This is a genomic window from Clostridium estertheticum, assembly GCF_018861295.1.
Taxonomy (GTDB): Bacteria; Bacillota; Clostridia; order Clostridiales; family Clostridiaceae; genus Clostridium_AD; species Clostridium_AD estertheticum_D.
The window spans coordinates 485,787-505,497 of the sequence record NZ_JAHLDM010000001.1 but is presented as its reverse complement, the minus strand read 5'-3'; the positions used below and the strand labels follow the sequence as shown (position 1 = coordinate 505,497).

Annotated in this window: 20 protein-coding genes; all 20 read right to left on the bottom strand. The window is 30.2% G+C overall.

What is annotated here, in order from left to right; all coding sequences use genetic code 11:
* On the bottom strand, nucleotides 1-649 hold a 649-nt coding region (locus KPL54_RS02390; protein ID WP_216104282.1), incomplete at its 3' end, for a dTDP-glucose 4,6-dehydratase.
* Nucleotides 650-651: 2 nt separating this feature from the next.
* The gene (gene rfbC, locus KPL54_RS02385; protein WP_375372971.1) at nucleotides 652-1,221 is read right to left on the bottom strand and encodes a dTDP-4-dehydrorhamnose 3,5-epimerase; all 570 of its coding nucleotides are present in this window, start codon (nucleotides 1,219-1,221) and stop codon (nucleotides 652-654) included.
* Between the two features lie 165 nt (nucleotides 1,222-1,386).
* A complete protein-coding gene (gene rfbA / locus KPL54_RS02380; protein ID WP_216104278.1) occupies nucleotides 1,387-2,265 on the bottom strand; it encodes a glucose-1-phosphate thymidylyltransferase RfbA in 879 nt (292 codons plus the stop codon).
* 71 nt (nucleotides 2,266-2,336) lie between these two features.
* Nucleotides 2,337-3,797, bottom strand: coding sequence for an oligosaccharide flippase family protein (locus KPL54_RS02375; protein WP_216104276.1), 1,461 nt, complete (start codon nucleotides 3,795-3,797; stop codon nucleotides 2,337-2,339).
* Between the two features lie 4 nt (nucleotides 3,798-3,801).
* Nucleotides 3,802-4,899, bottom strand: a complete 1,098-nt coding sequence (locus KPL54_RS02370; protein ID WP_216104274.1) for a DegT/DnrJ/EryC1/StrS family aminotransferase — start codon at nucleotides 4,897-4,899, stop codon at nucleotides 3,802-3,804.
* A 15-nt stretch (nucleotides 4,900-4,914) separates the two neighbouring features.
* On the bottom strand, nucleotides 4,915-5,322 hold the full coding sequence (locus tag KPL54_RS02365) for a sugar 3,4-ketoisomerase (RefSeq protein ID WP_216104272.1): 408 nt from the start codon (nucleotides 5,320-5,322) through the stop codon (nucleotides 4,915-4,917).
* A gap of 2 nt (nucleotides 5,323-5,324) precedes the next feature.
* Nucleotides 5,325-6,137, bottom strand: coding sequence for an acyltransferase (locus KPL54_RS02360; protein WP_216104270.1), 813 nt, complete (start codon nucleotides 6,135-6,137; stop codon nucleotides 5,325-5,327).
* Nucleotides 6,138-6,198: 61 nt separating this feature from the next.
* Nucleotides 6,199-7,104: a glycosyltransferase gene (locus tag KPL54_RS02355; RefSeq protein ID WP_216104269.1), complete on the bottom strand. Its 906-nt coding sequence runs from the start codon at nucleotides 7,102-7,104 to the stop codon at nucleotides 6,199-6,201.
* A 705-nt stretch (nucleotides 7,105-7,809) separates the two neighbouring features.
* Nucleotides 7,810-8,760 (bottom strand): glycosyltransferase, encoded by a 951-nt coding sequence (locus KPL54_RS02350; RefSeq protein WP_216104268.1) that lies wholly within the window; start codon nucleotides 8,758-8,760, stop codon nucleotides 7,810-7,812.
* Between the two features lie 147 nt (nucleotides 8,761-8,907).
* Complete coding sequence (locus KPL54_RS02345) at nucleotides 8,908-10,137, bottom strand: hypothetical protein (RefSeq protein WP_216104266.1); 1,230 nt, start codon at nucleotides 10,135-10,137, stop codon at nucleotides 8,908-8,910.
* 91 nt (nucleotides 10,138-10,228) lie between these two features.
* The gene (locus KPL54_RS02340; protein WP_253203302.1) at nucleotides 10,229-11,326 is read right to left on the bottom strand and encodes a glycosyltransferase; all 1,098 of its coding nucleotides are present in this window, start codon (nucleotides 11,324-11,326) and stop codon (nucleotides 10,229-10,231) included.
* 127 nt (nucleotides 11,327-11,453) lie between these two features.
* A complete protein-coding gene (locus KPL54_RS02330; RefSeq protein WP_216104260.1) occupies nucleotides 11,454-12,047 on the bottom strand; it encodes a DapH/DapD/GlmU-related protein in 594 nt (197 codons plus the stop codon).
* A gap of 6 nt (nucleotides 12,048-12,053) precedes the next feature.
* Entirely contained in the window at nucleotides 12,054-13,178 is a 1,125-nt protein-coding gene (locus KPL54_RS02325; protein WP_216104258.1) for a glycosyltransferase, read from the bottom strand.
* Nucleotides 13,175-14,053 (bottom strand): NAD-dependent epimerase/dehydratase family protein, encoded by an 879-nt coding sequence (locus KPL54_RS02320; protein ID WP_216104256.1) that lies wholly within the window; start codon nucleotides 14,051-14,053, stop codon nucleotides 13,175-13,177. The genes KPL54_RS02325 and KPL54_RS02320 overlap by 4 nt, the downstream gene beginning before the upstream one ends.
* A gap of 59 nt (nucleotides 14,054-14,112) precedes the next feature.
* Nucleotides 14,113-14,676 (bottom strand): NeuD/PglB/VioB family sugar acetyltransferase, encoded by a 564-nt coding sequence (locus tag KPL54_RS02315; RefSeq protein WP_216104254.1) that lies wholly within the window; start codon nucleotides 14,674-14,676, stop codon nucleotides 14,113-14,115.
* Between the two features lie 17 nt (nucleotides 14,677-14,693).
* Nucleotides 14,694-15,332 carry a sugar transferase gene (locus KPL54_RS02310; RefSeq protein WP_216104249.1) on the bottom strand — a complete coding sequence of 213 codons (639 nt, stop codon included), beginning with the start codon at nucleotides 15,330-15,332 and terminating at the stop codon, nucleotides 14,694-14,696.
* 67 nt (nucleotides 15,333-15,399) lie between these two features.
* Nucleotides 15,400-17,259 carry a polysaccharide biosynthesis protein gene (locus KPL54_RS02305; protein ID WP_216104247.1) on the bottom strand — a complete coding sequence of 620 codons (1,860 nt, stop codon included), beginning with the start codon at nucleotides 17,257-17,259 and terminating at the stop codon, nucleotides 15,400-15,402.
* A 45-nt stretch (nucleotides 17,260-17,304) separates the two neighbouring features.
* Nucleotides 17,305-18,033: a CpsD/CapB family tyrosine-protein kinase gene (locus KPL54_RS02300; protein WP_216104245.1), complete on the bottom strand. Its 729-nt coding sequence runs from the start codon at nucleotides 18,031-18,033 to the stop codon at nucleotides 17,305-17,307.
* 58 nt (nucleotides 18,034-18,091) lie between these two features.
* Entirely contained in the window at nucleotides 18,092-18,859 is a 768-nt protein-coding gene (locus tag KPL54_RS02295) for a tyrosine-protein phosphatase (protein WP_216104243.1), read from the bottom strand.
* Nucleotides 18,860-18,871: 12 nt separating this feature from the next.
* The gene (locus KPL54_RS02290; protein ID WP_216104241.1) at nucleotides 18,872-19,567 is read right to left on the bottom strand and encodes a YveK family protein; all 696 of its coding nucleotides are present in this window, start codon (nucleotides 19,565-19,567) and stop codon (nucleotides 18,872-18,874) included.
* Nucleotides 19,568-19,711 lie beyond the last annotated feature (144 nt).

Here is a 19,711-nt window from a genome sequence, read left to right as displayed (position 1 = left end):
CGTATACTGGTAGATTCTTATGATTTAAGCAGTTGTTTATTAGTAGTGGTATTAATTTTTCTGGGAATTGGTATGGTCCATAATTGTTTGAACACCTAGTCGTATTTACAGGCATTTTATACGTATCAAAATAAGCTTTTACCATTAAATCTGCACCAGTTTTACTTGAAGAGTAAGGACTGTGTGGATCAAGTGGTGTAGTTTCAAGAAAAAATCCCGTCTCTCCAAGTGACCCGTACACTTCATCAGTGGATACTTGCATAAACTTTTTACCTTCTTTAAAACCACCGGATATTTCCCAGGAATTTTTAGCAACATTTAAAATATTTACTGTACCTAAGACGTTTGTTTTAACAAATATTTCCGGTTCTTTTATACTTCTATCTACATGTGATTCTGCTGCAAAATTCACAACATAATCAATATCGTTATCAAAGAATAATTTTTCTGCGAGCTCTTTGTCACATATATCTCCTTGAATAAAAGTATAATTAGAATTAGTTTCTATATCTTTTAAATTCTCTAAATTCCCTGCATAAGTTAACTTGTCTAGATTTATAATTTTTATATCTGAATATTTATTTAACATGTAATGAATGAAATTTGCGCCTATAAACCCAGCTCCACCTGTTACTAAATAAGTTTTCATATTTACTTACTCCCCTTATATTCAAATGATATTTCTAAATCTTTTAGTCTTTTTTGTACCTTATCCTTTTCTGATAATAAAATTTCCTCTATACCATCTAATGGCCATTCTATAGCTATATCTTCATCATTCCATAATACTCCGCTATCATATTTCGGTGCATAATAATCTGTGCATTTATAATTAAATACAGCCTCATCTGAAAGGACTAAAAATCCATGAGCAAATCCTTCTGGAACATAAAATTGCTTTTTATTTTCATCTGTAATGATTACTCCTTCCCATTTGCCAAAGGTAGCTGATCCTTTTCTTAAATCTACTGCTACATCAAAGACTTGTCCCTTTGTAACTCGGACTAATTTACCTTGAGTATGTTTAGTTTGAAAATGAAGTCCTCGGAGTACTCCTTTTTTAGACTTTGATTCATTATCTTGAACAAACTCCATCTTAAGCCCAGCTTCAAAGAAATCATTTTTATTGTAGGTCTCCATAAAATATCCTCTATTATCCCCAAATACCTTAGGTTCAATTATGTATACACCATCTATCTTAGTTTCTATAAAATTAAACAAATCTAACACCTCCATTAATTATTCTATTACAGCTGCTTCTAAATTAGCTTTATTATAATCGTCAGCAATCTGTGCCAAATCATCACCTGCGGTGCTGTATTAACGACTTCAGAATGAGATTTAACATCCTACTGAATTTTTTTTATTATAGTATGTATCCACCCCTTATAGAAGAGTGCTGCTATCCTTCTGAAGTGTCGTTAAATACTTACCATATTCTGATTTCATTAAAGGCTGCGCTAATTTTAAAAGTTGCTCTCTGTTTATAAAACCATTTCTATAAGCTATCTCTTCTATACAAGCTACATATAATCCTTGCCTAGTTTGTATTGCTTCAACAAAGTTCGCTGCGTCGAGTAACCCTCTATGAGTTCCTGTATCAAGCCACGCCATGCCTCTACCAAAAAGCTCAACCTTTAATTTACCTAACCTTAAATATTCATTATTTACTGCTGTTATTTCTATTTCGCCTCTAGCTGAAGGCTTAACATTTTTCGCTATTTCTATTACATTGTTATCATAGAAATAAAGACCAGGAACTGCATAATTAGATTTAGGGATTAAAGGTTTTTCCTCTATAGATACCACATTATCATTTTCATCAAATTCAACAACACCAAATTCAGTTGGGTTGCTTACATGGTAACCAAAAATAGTAGCACCTTCCCTTTCCGAAACTCTTTTTAATCTTTCTGTAAACCCATAACCATGAAAAATATTATCTCCAAGTACTAAAGCTACCTTATCATTCCCTATAAAATCTTCTCCTATAATAAATGCATCTGCAAGGCCTCTTGGTTCTTCTTGAACAGCATATTGTAATTTAAGTCCTATATCACTCCCATCACCTAATAACTCTTCAAATGTAAGTACATCTCTAGGTGTTGAAATAATTAATATTTCCTTTATACCTGCAAGCATTAATACTGATAATGGATAATATATCATTGGCTTGTCGTATATTGGGAGTATTTGTTTTGATACTGCTTTTGTTACTGGGTAAAGTCTTGTGCCGGAACCTCCGGCTAAAATAATACCTTTCATGTTTTGCCTCCTTAGAATTTCTAGGTTTTGCATATAATTAATTTCAGTTTATTCAAATTAATTTTTGTGATTTATATACTAGTAGATTCCTCTTTAACATGTTTTAGCATGTTTTTACCTTTTTTATATGCCATGCCAATATCAACTCTATATAAATAACAAAATATCATAAGCGTCGGCACAGACATTAAAATTGCGGGTACTATATTTATCGGTGAAATTAATCTCCATAATACTATAAATAAAGTAAGGACTGCACTCATAATTATCATTCTATTAGGTATAATTATTAGTTTCATTTTTGATAAAACTATACATGCAATTATTACACTTATTACATAACCTATTAAAGTTGCTAAGGCCGATCCTTCTATACCAATCGCATTTATCAAGAAATAATTCAAAAGAATATTTATAACTGCCCCCAAAGATAGAATTACAGTTGATGGCCAAGTCTTTTTTATAACTAAAAATTGACTTGTAATTGTTTGATATAACATCAATAATAGCGGTGATAAAAATAAATATGGGAAAGCTACATATCCATTTACATAGTCTCCTTTAAAAAACAATGCAAAAATAAAATGGGTAAATGGAATGATTATTACGAATGCTGAAAATGCAACTAAAGCCAAATACTCAAATATCTTTGAGGTCATCTCTACCTGGTCTTCATCCTTCATAGTTGAAAAAGCAAAGTATTGCCATCCACCTGAAAATGCAATATATATAAATTGGCTTACAGATGCTACTTTCGCTCCCATACCATATATTCCAACAAAACTATTTCCCATTTGTTTTGAAATCATAAGCCTATCACAGGATGTAAATATCCAGTAAATAATAAACACAGGCATTAAGGGTGCACCAATCTTTAGCATTTCTTTAATAAGAGGTATATTTACTTTTTTAAAATCAAACCACTTTCTATTTAATATATAAAAGAAAATAAGCATTATAGATGAAGTAACCAAAGCTGCTGTAGGCAACGCATATAGGTAATTTTTGTTCATTAACATCGGAATTGAGATACCATATCCTATAATCGGTGATATAGTATTAGTAATCAAGAATATCTTTCTTTTATTCTGCATCCTTGTAGGCGCTATCACAATACTACTTAAAGTGGTTATTAAAATACTAAAGGATGTAAAATTAAGTAGATTAACGTATTTCACATCATTAAATATCCAAAGTGCGAAATAAGATTTAAATATAAAAAGTATTAAACACATTGTAATCCCACTAATTAAAACAAAATTCAACGTGCTTGCGCATACTTGTTTTTTATATTCTAAATCATCCTTTTCAAAAAACATTCTAAACATAGCGTCATACATTCCCATTATAGCTATGGCTGAACCAAATGATACAGTTATGTTCGATAAGTCACTAAGTCCGTAATATGTAGTATCAGGCATAAGCCTTGTTACAATAGGTAACATAATTAAGGGAGCAATTTTTGCTAACACACTCCCAAGTCCATATACAAAAAAATTTTCAAGAAAAAGTTTTGTTCTGCTTTTGCTCATATGGTTATCTCCAATTGTTTATTGTCTCTATTACATAATTTATTTCTTCATCGTTCATACCATACCATATAGGTAAGCTTATAACTTCACTAGATATTTTTTCAGCTAGAGGTAAACTACCTTTGCCTATCTTTAATTCTTCATAAGCTGGTTGTAAATGCATTGGTACTGGGTAATGTATTGTTGTACCTATTCCATTTGCTTTCAAATATTTTTCAAATTCATCCCTTCGCTTTGTTCTAACAACAAATAAATGCCATACATGTTTTGCATAATCAACTTCGACTGGCTTTATTATTTTAGAGTTGTTAATACCATCAATATACTTCCGAGCAATTTTTCTTCTTTCTTCATTCCATTTATCAAGATTTCTTAATTTAATTCTTAAAAATGCTGCTTGAACCTCATCAAGTCTTGAATTTGTACCTTTATAAATATGATGGTATTTCTTATCTGATCCATAATTTTCTATAGCCCTTATTTTATCTGCCAATTCTTTGTTATTTGTAACTACAGCTCCTGCATCTCCAAGCGCACCTAAGTTCTTTCCTGGATAAAAACTAAATCCTGAAGCCTCCCCTAAGTTTCCAACTTTTTTACCTTTATACAATGCTCCATGAGCTTGAGCCGAATCTTCTATAACTTTCAAATTATATTTTTTGGCTATTTTATTTATTTCATCCATATCAGCAGGTTGTCCATAAAGATGAACTGCTATTATGGCTTTTGTCTTATTCGTTATAGCTTTTTCTATTAGTTCTGAATTCACATTATATGTTGATAAATTAGGTTCTACAAAAACAGGTTTTGCACCAACATATGATACTGCAAGAGCTGTTGCAATATATGTATTTGAAGGTACTATTACTTCATCCCCTGCACCTATATCATATCCTCTTAAAATTAAGTAGAGTGCATCAAGACCATTCCCACAACCAATACAATACTTAGCTCCACAAAACTCTGCAAATCCCTCTTCAAACTTCTTTACTTCTTCACCCTGTATGAACCAATTTTTTTCATAAACTTCTTTAAATTTATTTAATATCTCATCTTCAATTTCTTCATGCATAGGTCCGAAACTAACAAATGGTATATTCATACGTAACACTCCCTTCTAAAATAACTTTTTAGCTTCTTCTAAATAAAAGTCATAGTTTCTTATATAATCATTTTCATCATAATGATCTGATGCAAGTACTAGAAGCACACTTCCTTCCGTAAAATCAAACATTTCTCTCCATATTGATGGTCCTATGTATAAACCTACTGATGGATCATTTAGTTCAAAAATTTCTTCTTCCTTAGGGTTTTTTACTCGTATTTTTACAGAACCGTTTAAGCAAATCAATACTTGATGAAGCTTCCTGTGTGAATGAAATCCTCTTGTTATTCCTTCCTCTACCTTAGTAATATAATAAATCCGTTTTATTTCAAATGGCGTATCTATTTTGCTTTCTATAGGTGTTAAATGCCCATATTTATCTATTATATCTTTAAACTTAATTAATGCGCAATTATACATTATTATTCATCTCCTCTTATGTCCAAACTACTATACCAAGACTCATAACCTGATTTCTCCCAGGGCATCCCTCTCTTGAATGTATATCTCCATGGATAAACTAATTCCCCAGTAAGTTTGTTCTTTATTTTACTAACAGAACATATTTCTTTTGCAGGATTTCCAACTACTACTGCCTCTTTAGGAACATCTCGATTAACCACTGCCCCAGCTCCAACAAATCCATCTTCACATATATGCACCCCTGGCAAAATAATACTACCAGTTGCTATAACTGCAAATGAATCAATTGTAACTCCTAGCATTACTTCTGAAGGCGGTGTTGGATCATTTGTTAATACAACATAAGGAAAGATCCATACATAATCATTGATTTTACTTTTTTGGCCTATATGAACGTTACTATGGATACCAACATAATTACCAATCTCACAATATCCTTGTATATCTGATAATGTCCCAACTCTTACATTATCACCAATTTTAGTATTTTCTCTAATTGTAACTTTATGTCCACTTTGAAAGTTTTCTCCAATAACCGAATCACCATAAATAACATTTTCAGTTCTTATTAAAGAATTTTCTCCAATAATTAATGGATGGACTCTATTAATTTTATATTTATAAAAATCCATTAGATATTCACCTAAAATACTCCTTGCTCCAATAAAGCTACCCTTTTTTATATGTACGTTGTCTCTAATTATACATCCATAATCTATGTATACATCATCTTCTATGATAACATTCTCACCTATAACAACACCTTGTTTTATAGTTACATTATGACCTGTTTTTGCTGTTGGATTAATCATAAAATCCTCTCCCTTACAGAACTTTAAACTTTGATAAGTATTTTCGCCTTAATTTTAATAACTATCGTAAAAACTTAACCAATATTTTGTTTTTTAATTTAACTATTATTTTATATACTACTATATCAGGATATAACATTATCATATTGCATATTTTTTTTCTATTTACCATTCTATAGTATTCAAATTTTTCAAGCCTATTAAGGAATATACCTGTCTCCTTTTTAAAAGGTAGAATTTCTTTTATTATTGCTGTTTCATAGTCTTTTTTCAATATAGGATTAATATTATTTGAAGTACTAATTCCACCCAATCTATATTTAATAGTAGGTATATTTAAAAACTCAATTTTACATTTATTTCTTGTAGCATATAAATATTTAGAATAATCTTCTAATAATATATACTCTTCATCGAAGAGTCCATATTCACTAAAAAACTCTTTACTATAATATGTACATGCACCCGAAATGAAATTGCCCTTACATAATATTCTATATAAGTTTTTTTTATTTTTCAAAATTTGAACCTCTTTTTTCTTCGGCAATCTTTCAATTTTATTTAAAAACTTCTCATCATACACATCTCTGTAAGCAGTAATAATTAAAGGTTTTATTTTTATAAAAGTATTAACGATATTATCTATTACATCACTATTATAAAAGCAATCATCTACTGCTAATCCAATTATATAGTTACCCTTACTTGCTTTTATTGCATTATTAAAGTTTTTTACGGTACCAATATTATCTTCATGTTGAATAATATTAATATTAATTATATTGTTTTTTTTCTTTTTGTTTATATAAGATCTAATAAATTCTAAATCAAAGTTATCAGAACCATCATCACTTATAATTAATTCGATTTTATGGTATTTTTGATTTAGTACCGAATCAATACATTCTTTGAAGTACTCAAATTTTCTATATGTTAATATAATTACTGAAATTAATGGTTTGCCCATATTTCCTCCATGAATATTTTTTTAGTTGGTTTCAAAATTAAAAAAAGTGAGCCTCTACCATAACCAGCGCAGCTGTAAACCTGCTAAGTCTAAAATTAACCAATGACGTTATAGCCTCATTTCAGATTCAACTTAGAGTCACCGCTTTGTTATCATTTTATATAATTATTGTTTTTTACTTGACAACACTAAAATTGGTTGATACTCAAATTGAACATCATATCTATTTTTATATGGAAATTTCCTAGACTTCCGACGTGTTAGATCTGAATAAAAATCCCCTTGCTACTCACTTTTAATTTCAATAATAATTAATTCAATTTTAGAGTATGTTTGATTAACTACAGAATCAATGCAATCTTTAAAGTATTGAAAATTTTATATGTTAATATAACAACTGAAATTAATAGTTTATTCATATTGCCTCCAAATTTTATTTGTTTGTTATATCAAAGTAAATATGAAAATCCAGTTATACAATAAAATAAGCTATTTATTTACTAACATTTTTTTTAAATAAGCAACTTACAGTCATATATTACCATACGAGCAATTTTAGCTTGTTATTTCCAACTACATACTTATTAATTGCTTACTTTGCAAATGCCTTAATAGCCCTCCTCGCCATTTAAAATAAATACAGTATTAATAAATGTTCTTAACCTTTATTCGGTAATACCTCAATCTTAAGTTTACTATATATATTCACTCTTTATATTTTTTGTAATTACCAAAACTTAAGATCCAAAAATCACAGATGAATGATTTTATACGTAATGTATCTCCATTTTTCAAATACAACCAAAACAACTTCTTATACCTTCTATTTCTAATAATATCATACCTTAACTTAGATAATCTCAACTTTTTGTTTAATGCATTATTCACTGATGCATTAAACTTAAACTCGGCAACAACAACTTTCTGTAGCATATTATTATAAAGTTGTATTTCATGCAGTTTTCTCCTTAAATTTAGTAACTTAAAAATGCGATGTTCCTCTTCCGCAGTATTGTTACTATGCCGTCTGTGGTATGTACCGATATAATCATAAGAATAAAACGCGTTATCATTAGAGGCGAAAATGGCTAAAATAAAATCGTGTGCAATACTTAAATCTTTGAAATTATAGCATATGCCATCGTAATATGCTTTTCTAATAGCCATTGTCATTCCAGGCCACCCATATGCATGTAGGGTTTCATGTATACTAACCGATTTAATTGTCATAGTTTCAGTTGTCTTGGGTGTCATGTAACTATGAATTTTATTACCCTCAGAATCAATTACTCCATGATTGCAACTCAGTAGTTGTATTTTGGAATTTTCATTTAAAACCGATTCCATTTTCTCTATTTTATCCTTTTTCCAAATATCATCTTGATCAGAAAAGAATACAATATCTCCCTTACATTTTTCTACGCAATAGTAGAAATTTGATGGATACCCTTTATTTATTTTATTTACTATGAGCCTCCATCCACGTAGATCATCATTTTTTTTAATAAACTGGGTAATTATTTTCATAGTATTATCTGAAGAATTATCATCGCATATCACCACTTCATCTACTTGTCTTGTTTGGTTCAAAATTGATAATAACTGCTCTTCAATATATTTTTCACCATTATAAGTAGCAATACATATACTTATCAACGTATACCCCCCATTCTATCTATAACATATAAAATTAGTAGCCCTAACTTATATGTTTTTATGTGATCCGCACACATTTTACTGTTAAATATTATACTTTCCCTTGCATTTTAACCGGCTCATTGATTTTTGTTTATTTCAAGTTATTTACTTATTTATTGCTTTTTTAACTAAATTACGTTTAAATGCTATCCAATAAATAGATACAAAAAACATAAATGCCGAAGGTGAAAAGTAACCAATCCCTCTGACAAATAATTGTATTGAAAACATAATATAGACAGACAGTAAAAAAAGTTCTATATTACTAGATACCTTATTTGTAACAAAGCTTTTCATAATACGAAAAAAATATATTAAATATACTACAATTAACATCACTCCTAAAACACCTAATTCATCAATTATCTTTGCACCTGTTGAACCACCATCAAACATATTTAAATACTCTCCACCTATAATCCCAGATAAATAATTCATATATTTTCCTATCTGTCCTATTATACCCATTTGTTGAAATCCCACACCTAACCCATAACTGTCGAAAAATGATAAATATGCTCTTTCCCATCCAGATAACCAAACTAAAGCTGAAATATTACTTGTTTGGGATGTTATCTGAAGTCTATCAGTAAAATAAGCAATTTTATCTACACCTGCTATATTTATAACTATAAATCCTATACATATAATTGTAATTGCCATCCTTTTTTTCTTCCAATATACTAAAATTATTATTAAACATATACCAACAAGTAAAGTTAAATTTTCTATCTCAATAGCCAAAATCAAACCTACCAATATACTTAATAATCTTTTATTCTTTGTAGCTGAATAAGCTCTATATAATAAAAATGGCAAATATACGAAAGCAAAATGAGACGGTTCCGAAAAAATTATCATACTTTTATTATTTACAAGATTAAATTTAATTAATAAAAGTGATATAACTCCAATTGTCGTCATAAAACAATAAGCAAAATTTATTACTTCATTAAAAGAAATTTCATCTACCAACTCCATAAAATCTGCAAACAGAGGAGCAATGGCTAAAACTATAATCATTAAAAGGCATGATGAAATAAATCTTTGCATGTCTACATTCGCAAAAATTACGCTACTAAATATAAACTGTAACGATATTACAATAAGCAGACATATTATAATTGTAAAATACCGTTTATTTATAGTGAAAACTTTTTTTTCTCCTATAATTATAAAAATGAATATACAACTAACCAGTCCTATTATCATACTACTTTTCTGCGATGTTGCTTTTAATACCACAAATGCAGCATTATCGAGTATATATACTACGAATAGAAGTATATAAAAAAAAATTTTATTAACAACAATGTCTTTCTTAATATAGTTCATACTGCAAACCCACTACTTTCTCAATTTTATTTTAACTATAAACTAAGAATGTAACATAATAATTTATCTTACATCCATATAAATCATAACCTTAAAAAATTATATCAAACAACATAGACCACCCTATAGCAAATGGCTCTTTTATCTCTTTCTCAATGGCATTTATATATATGTTTGTTTTAGTTATTTCTTTTTCTAATAAACTAGCCAGTTCGTTAGTATCATTTGGATTAAAAAAAATAACTTTATTATATGTTCCTACTGTTTCATGCGCATAAGGCAAATCAGCTACTAACATAGGCTTACCAGTCCCCTTAAACTCTGATACAGGTAGTCCCCAAGTTTCTAACTTTGAAGGGAATATCATACAATCTACTGTTTCATATAAATCAAACAGGTCTTTTCTATCCTGAAGTCCAATAAACCTTATACTTTGTAATTTTTTGAAACGCTTTTTCAACTCCTTAGAATACCTGTTTTCTTTTCCGTCTATAGTTAGTAGAACTTCATAACCATCTATACCTTTTCCCTCTAACTTTTCACATGCAATGCAAATCACTTCAAAGTTCTTGAAAAATCTAGGAAATGCTGCATATATAAACCGTATCTTATTTTTGGGTTCTTTTGAAGAATCAATATAATTAATTGCATTTATAGTTGCCGTTGGTTTTGCAACAATCACATTTTCTACCTTATACATCTTTATAAATTCCTGTCTCATCCAATCCTGCTGTACAATAACTGAAGTATTTTTCTTAATATTTATTTTATATAAATATTTGTAAAATAGAGAAAACAAAAAATTCTTGTAACTATATTTTAGATTTTTAAGTTCAGTCTTCATAAAAGGTGATGGATTATGACAATATACATATCTTTTTTTTGCTTTAACATTTGGTGTTATATCATGTAATGAAAGCCATACATCAATATTTTTATCTTTTGAATATATATAAAAATAAATATACTCATACCATAATCTATACAGATAATTCTTTCTAGCCTTTGGCAATTCAATAAGTGTTATTTTATCAGCATACTCCACAAATAGTTCTTTTTTATGTACAAAAGCAATTATGTTATTAGTTTCATTTAATCTACTTTTAATAATATTATCTAAACAGTCCCTATATACTGATAATGGTCCACCTTCAAAGAAATTAATTCCGGATATTATTATCGTCTTCATACTATTTATATCTCCTATCAAACAAACACCTCAAAGTAATTTTGTAATTTAAATCTACAAAGAAATTCCAGCAAAATTTCCAAGAAAAATTCAGTATAAACAATTAACAATATTACTTGATGCTATATTAAATTTTTATCCATTGTTTTATCTTACCATTATATTTTTTTATAACCCTAGCTGGTGACCCTGCAACCATACAATTTTGAGGGGCATTTCTATTTACTACAGAATTAGCTCCAATAATACACCCATCTCCTATAGTAACACCTGGTAAAATACAAACATTCTCGCCAATCCACACATTATTTCCTATTGCCACAGTTTTTGTGTATAAAGGTCTATTATCTGGTGAAATATCCGGTGATGAATCATTATCAGCATTAGAATAATCTCCATGATTAATATCACTAATATATATTTTAGATGCCATTAAACAATTATCACCTATAGAAACTTTTTCACCTGCTGCAATGTGAACATGGTCACCAATCTTACAGTTTTTCCCTATGATAAGTTTTTTGGAACCACCTACTCCAGTATCAAATATTTCAATCCGACAATTATAACCAGTAGTAATCCCTTCGCCATATTGCAAAAACTTTTTACCTCTAACATATATAGGTCTACGTATTAACCGTGCACCTCTATAAAATATTTTTGTGTAAACTAGCGATATCGCATTCTTAAATATTTCACCTAATCCATATCCATTTTTCATAATTCATTACAACCCCTTAATTACATCATGCAATTTTCTATTAAATGCATCAAGAGAAAACAGACTATCAAACATCTTCTTTGTATTCTCTCTCATAACAAGAAGTTTTTCCATGTTATCATTAGCCACCTTATACGCTATATCTTCTATATTCTCACCTGCAACATTAATACCTATCTTATACTCCTCTACTATCTTAGAAGTGTCAGCTTTGATACTATTTAGTATTGGTAACCCCGCTTGAAAATAGTCAATTGACTTCATTGTTAGCCCAACACATACCGTATCTTTCATAATATTTAACCCAAACTGGCATTTATCGAATATCTCTTGTTTTTTTTGTGGGTCGTATATTTTCCCGTGATATTCTACAATTGCTCCTGTGCTTTTCACCTCATCAATTAAATCATCCCTTTTCTCTCCATCCCCAATAATATGAAGGGTTACAGGCTTTATTTCATGTATTAATTTTACAAGTCTTTTTATTTGTGGAATATCAATTATATTATTTATTGAACCCAAGTAGCATAAGTGTATTTCATCTTTATTGAACATAGGATGGCTTTCAACATTGACTTCTCCTTTTGCTAAATATACAGTTTCAGCTTTAATTCCTTTTAATACATTTTTTAGTATTGATTGATAAAGATTGCATTCTGTTATTACTAAATCTGCATACTTTAAGTTCTTATCTCTCATCAATTTCCAAAAAGTAAATGGAGGAATAGCTTTGATTTTTCCAATAGGCATAGTTTCAGGCCAAAGATCGATTAAATCAAAAATCAACTTTACATTGCTATGTTTTCTTTTATATTTTGCGGCAAACTTCACTAAAGAGTTTGGTGGCACCATAACATACAGTAAGTCTGGCTGCAAATCGTCTACAAGTTGAAAAGCCTTCTTTGCATAACTATAGTGCGATGACAATCTGGCTACAGACATGTTTTTATAATATGGTTTTGATTCAACAAATATAAAGTCCTGTTTGCTCTCAGTACGTTTAACCTTCTTAAAATGTCTAAAATTTGATTGAATAATTGTAACATCATGACCCTTATCAATAAAATAATCATGAAGTAAATCTATTCTATCCTCATATGTATCAAAGCAATTCACAATAACTACCTTCATATTTCTCTACTCTCCACTTCAGTTATCCTAATCGATTCTCTCAAATCGCCTATCCTATACTCATCTTTATACTCACTCATACTCTTCTCATAAACCAAATTTCCAAATGCCTTATTAACCATACCTACAAAATTCCCCATAACCCTCAAAGCAGGATTAAATGCCTTTGTAATTTTTATCTTCTTTCCATGAGCCTCTGCTATAAGCTTAACCATCATAGCTGTATTAACATATTCTTTATTCTGCGGAAAGAATATCCCTTTTTCTTCATTCTGAATCACAAGTCTAATAAATTCACAAAGATTATCTATATGTAACATACTTCTTTCATTGTCCACATCCGGAAAAAATGGTAGTTTCTGAGCCATTTTTGCTAGTTTCGGATAGTTTCCCTTTGATCCTTTCCCGTAAATCATAGGTGGTCTTAATACCACAACTTTAAATTTATCATCGTCTAAAAGCATAATACCTTCCTCTGCTTGCAGCTTACTGTTTCCATAAAAGTTAGTAGGATGAGGTACTGTGTTTCTGCTTATAACTCTTTTGTGATTTATACTACTACTGTCACCATAAACTATTATACTACTCATAAAAATAAACTGGCAAGCTCCATCAAACTTTGCTTTTTTAGCAGTCTCTATAGTAAGGTCTCTATTGATTTTATAGTATAATTGTTCCATCTTTGGATCTGTTGAGACATGAGCAATACCCGCCACATGAAACACCACATCATACTTTGAAAAATCTCTATTCTTCCATTCATTATCTTTCATATCTAAAGTATCTACATAATATTTATCTGAATCTTTTTTTAGCCATTTCTCAAGGCTTGTACCTATGTAACTATTTGCTCCTGTTATAAGTATATTTACCATTTTAATATCGTCTCCTTCATCTCAGAAGCCCCTTTATGTCTTAACTCACCAATGCCAAACTATACAATCACTCCATCAGCCAACGTATATTTGTCTTTTAAAACCGACCCACTCTTAACAACTGCTCCAGCACCAACATAAGATAGTCTCCCAACCTTACACATACTCCGAACAACCGCTCCACTACACACATGAACTCCATCATAAACTTCACAATCATGATCAACTGAGCTGTTAATATTAATAATACATCCCATGCCTATCTTAGCCCCTGTATTAATAACAACCCCCGCAAGTATAACACTACCATTTCCAACCTCACTATACTTACTTACAAATGCCTTAGGATGAATAATCACAGGAACTTTATACCCTACCTTCAATATTTCTTTAATCAATTCTAATCTTTTCTCATTGTTACCAATGCATACAATAGCGTACTCATATTTCTTAGAATTTCTTTTATAATCATCCATCTTACCAATAATCCTATGACCCAAAACCATATCTACATCAATTCTATCATCCAGAAAGTTTATATTGTCCCATCTGCCTTCAAGTTCTGCAGTTTCTGCTACCACTCTACCATGTCCACCAGCACCTATTATTAACAAATCACTCATTTTATATCACCTCATATTTAGACTGATAAATCTTCATGACTGCTAGCTTGGCTTCTTTCTTGGCTTATTTCTTCATCTCTTGCCTTGATTATTGAACCTTCAAGAATTCCTTCTGCTCTTAGAACCTTAAACACAGTCCTAAATATTATTAACGCATCTAACTTAAGCGACTTATTGTTAAGATAATATGCGTCATGCCTTGTTTTCTCATGATCATCATTATTATCTCGACCATTGATTTGAGCCCACCCAGTAATTCCTGGAAGCAGTGTATGAACTCCTACCTTTGTTCGTAACTCCTTAAGTTCATACTGATTATATAAAGCAGGTCTTGGTCCTACAAGCACCATATCCCCTTTAATAATATTAATTATTTGTGGAAGTTCATCCATACTTGTTTTACGTAGAATCTTCCCACTTGTCGTTACATAACTTTTTGAACTATCTAGTTTGTCTGTTGCAACATTTGGAGTTCCAACCTTCATTGTCCTAAATTTATAGAATTTAAATAATTCATTATTTTTACCTATTCTCATCTGAGTAAAAAATACTGGACCTTTTGAATTCAACTTTATTATTACTCCTATGATAATAAATAATGGCGATAACAACACCAATAATATTAAACTTACTATAGCATTTAAAAACTTCTCCATAATACCGCCCCCCTAAATTATTTTATTCTACAATATTAGTACACAGTTGCAAATCAAATGATTCCGGCTACATAGTAGCCGACTCTGCCAAAGTTCTATTGTATGTTGGAACTATTTCTCCTATTTTTTCAATTAATAGTTGTACATCATCTTTTTCAATAATCACTGCGAGTTCCTTCATTTTCTCTTTCATTACACTCAAATCAGTAAATGTTGGTTTTCCTATAAATATCTTTTCATGTTTAGTATTTGTAAGTCCTTCTTCACTCATTAGCAGTTCTTCATAAAGCTTTTCTCCTGGGCGAAGCCCTGTGATTTCGATTTTTATGTCTTTATCTGGAATGAAGCCTGAAAGTTTTATTAAATCCCATGCTAAATCATATATTTTAACAGGCTTTCCCATATCAAGCACGAATATTTCTCCACCCTGTGCATATGCCCCAGATTGAAGCACTAATTGTGCAGCTTCTGGAATAGTCATAAAGAATCTTGTTATATATTTGTTTGTAAGTGTAACTGGTCCACCATGTTCTATTTGTTTTTTAAATAACGGGATAACTGACCCATTACTTCCTAGAACATTCCCAAATCTCACTGCTACAAAATGTGTTTTACTTATTTTATCCATTGATTGTATAATCATCTCACACATTCTTTTAGTTGCGCCCATAACATTTGTTGGGTTTACCGCTTTGTCTGTAGATATCATAACAAATCTTTCTACATTAAACTTATGAGCACATTCAGCTACATTATATGTTCCAAACACATTGTTTTTTATAGCCTCCATTGGGCTATTTTCCATTAGTGGAACATGTTTATGCGCCGCGGCATGGAAAACTATATTTGGTGAATACTTTTTAAAAACATCTTCCAGCCTTTTCTTATCTCTAACTGATCCTATAAGCACCAATAAATCTAACTTTGGATACTTGTACTCAAGTTCCATTTGTAAGTCATAAGCATTGTTTTCATATATATCAAAAACAATTAATTGTTTTGGATTAAACTTTATAATTTGACGACAGAGTTCTGAACCAATTGACCCACCGCCACCTGTTACCAGAATGGTTTTATTAGTTATATAACTTGTTATGCCTTGCATATCAAGTTTTACTGCTTTGCGTCCTAATAAATCCTCGATCTCTACTTTTCGAATTTGATTTAATGAAACTTTCCCATTTATTATTTCATACATACCTGGGATAATTTCTATTTTACAATTCGTTTTCTTGCATATCTCAAGTATTTCTTTTTTATCTTCATCTTCTATTGTTGGAATAGCTATAACGATTGTTTCTATACATTTTTCTATTACTATTTTAGGAATATCTTTACGATTTCCAAGTACCTTTACTCCAGCAATATTATTTCCTTTTTTGTAAACTTCATCATCAATTACAGCTATTGGCATGTATTTACTCTGACTACTACTTTTCATTTCTTTTATAACCATAGCAGCCGCTGACCCAGCACCAATTATCATTACTCTTGATTGAACAATTTTACTGGCATTACAATTTACCATACTTTCAAATCTACCGTAAACTCTAAATGACATTCTAAGACCTACTATAAAAATAATACTAAAAGCACAAGCTATTATACTTACTCCATAAGCGAATGGATGTCCAATAATTCTAACAAAAACAATCATCACAATATTAGAAGTAAGGCATGCACCAATAATAAGCATAAATTCATCAATACTTGCATATCTCCAAAGACTTTCGTAAAGTTTAAAAATATAAAAACAAGTTATGTAAATAACTGTTACAATTAATGCTATCTCTTTGTAACTACTTGAATAAAATCTGAAATTTTTATAATTATATATAAAAAAGAAAGCTAATATATAAGCTAAATTTATTAAAACTGCATCGCTTAGCATCAATATTGGTTTTTTCCATTTTCCTAAAACCTTCATAGAATCCCTCACTTTATCAAATTATAGATAATATTAAATTTCTTATTATTTTGCTATTTTTCTGATTTTTTCACCTTTAACAGTTTCACCATACTTGTACTCATAGTTATAATAACCTTTCTTTTTAAGATCTACTTTATTAAGTACTATACCCAATATTTTAGCGTTTACCTTTTCAAGTAGTCCCTTGGCTTTTACAGCTGCATCACGTTCCGCTTCCTTTGAAGATACAACTAAAAGGCATCCATCTGTATACTGAGCTAGAATTTGTGCATCTGTAACTAGTATTATTGGAGGAGTATCTAAGATTATATAATCATATGTTTTCTTTAACTCCTCGATGAAATTTTTCATTTTAGCCGATCCTAAAAGTTCCGCTGGGTTTGGAGGCCTTGTACCTGAAGTTAAAACATGAAGGTTTGGTTGTACCGTTTCATGAATACCTATATTCATATTTATTTCACCACCACCATCATCATCATTTACCAGCATGTTAGATAAACCCTTTTCGTTAGAAAATCCAAAAACCTTATGTACCTGTGGTTTTCTTTGATCACAATCTATTAACAAAGTCTTATTTCCACCTTGAGCCATAACCATAGCCAAATTTGAAGAAGTTGTAGTTTTTCCTTCTCCTGGTCCTGAACTAGTTAGAAGTAATGTTTTAATTTTTTTATCAAAAGATGAAAATTGAATATTAGTCCTAAGAGTTCTATATGACTCTGACATTGGTGAAGTCGGTTCTTTAAATGTTATTAAGTCTAATTCTTTCATTTGATTCACTGCCTTTACTAATTATTTTTAAGTAAACAATAATTTTTTTATAATTATATTAACGTTTGAATATCTGAAAAATACTTTTCTTTTTCTTTATTTTCTCCATCTTTATTTCTATATCCTTATCTGTGAGCATTAGTTCTAAATTACTAGATACCTTTTTTTCTATATCCTTATCTAACAATGTCGCTTCTCTAAATCCTTCGTTAAGGCCAGGGCATCTTCTATTTATAGAATGTGCATCTGACGCAATAAAGCTTACCAAACCCTCTTTAACAAGTAACTTGGCACATTTCTGAACCTTTTTCCCAAATACTCCTTGCAAACTTCCAGCATTGATCTGAAACAAACATCCCTCATTTATAAAATCGTTTATATCAGGAAGCGATCTTATTATGTATTCATATCTTTCTGGATGTGCAATTATAGGTTTAATACCTAGAACCCTTAGCTCATAAATTAAGTCTAGAGCATCATTTGGTAATTTATCCATTGGAAATTCGATAAGCATATAACTCGATCCATTTATCCCTCTAATTTTTTTCTCTTTGCACAAATTTAGTGCATACTTATCTAGCATAACTTCTTGTCCTAGCAGTACTTCTATCTTTAATCCTGCATTTTTAGCTGCAACCTTTACTTCTCGATGCAAAGCAAAAATCTTTTCATAATGATTTTCGTATCTACCCCTTATATAATGAGGAGTGGCCACAATAGTTTTGGTGCCTTTTTCTTCTGCCATTTTCAGCATTTTAATGCTCATTTCCATATTCTTTGAGCCATCGTCGATTCCTGGAAGTATATGACTATGTATATCAATCATTCTATCGCCTTCTTACTTTTTATCTTCTATTATTCTAGGTATTACTCCAAGGACTGGTAAACCTAAGTATTTTTCTACATCATTTTCGGTTTTTATAGTATTATCCATGTATTCAAGTAGGAACACAACTCCAAGCGAAAGCATTAATCCTAAAAAAAGTCCAATAGCCAAGTTTAATTTCTTATTAGGGCTAATTGCATTTTTTGGTATAGTAGCCTTATCCATTACTTGTATATCTCCACCTGTAGGATAGACCTTTTTTGTAGATTCTACAAAGGATGTTGAAATAGCATTTACAACCTTAAACACTTCTTCTGGATCTTTACCCTTAGCTGTAATCATTAAAATTTGAGTTCCCGTTTTTGGAGTAACAGTAACGCCAGCTTTAATCTGATCTATTGTTAAATTATCATTTAATTTATCAAGGGCCCCTTGTGCTACTAAATCAGACTTAGCAATTTCACTATATGTTATAAGTAAATTTTGATACATAGTTACATCACTATTTAGTTGTGCAGATTGATTCGTAGTAGCCTGTGGCTTACCCACTATTATGCTTGTGCTTGCCTCATAGGTTGGTTTTATAACAAAAAAGCTTAATATACCTGCGATTATTACAGTTGCGAGAGTTATAGTACCTATTAACCATAACCTTTCTTTTATTATTGTAAGATAGTCTTCAATACTAATATTCATTTCTTCATTCATTTATAGTTCCCCCTAGTAAAAGTTCATATGTCTATATTATATCATTGTTTACTTGTGAGGTAAATAATGCCTTTCTATAAAGTAACGTAATCCTATATTTCTTTGCCTTTTACACTTATATAACGTTTATTACTACAATATAGT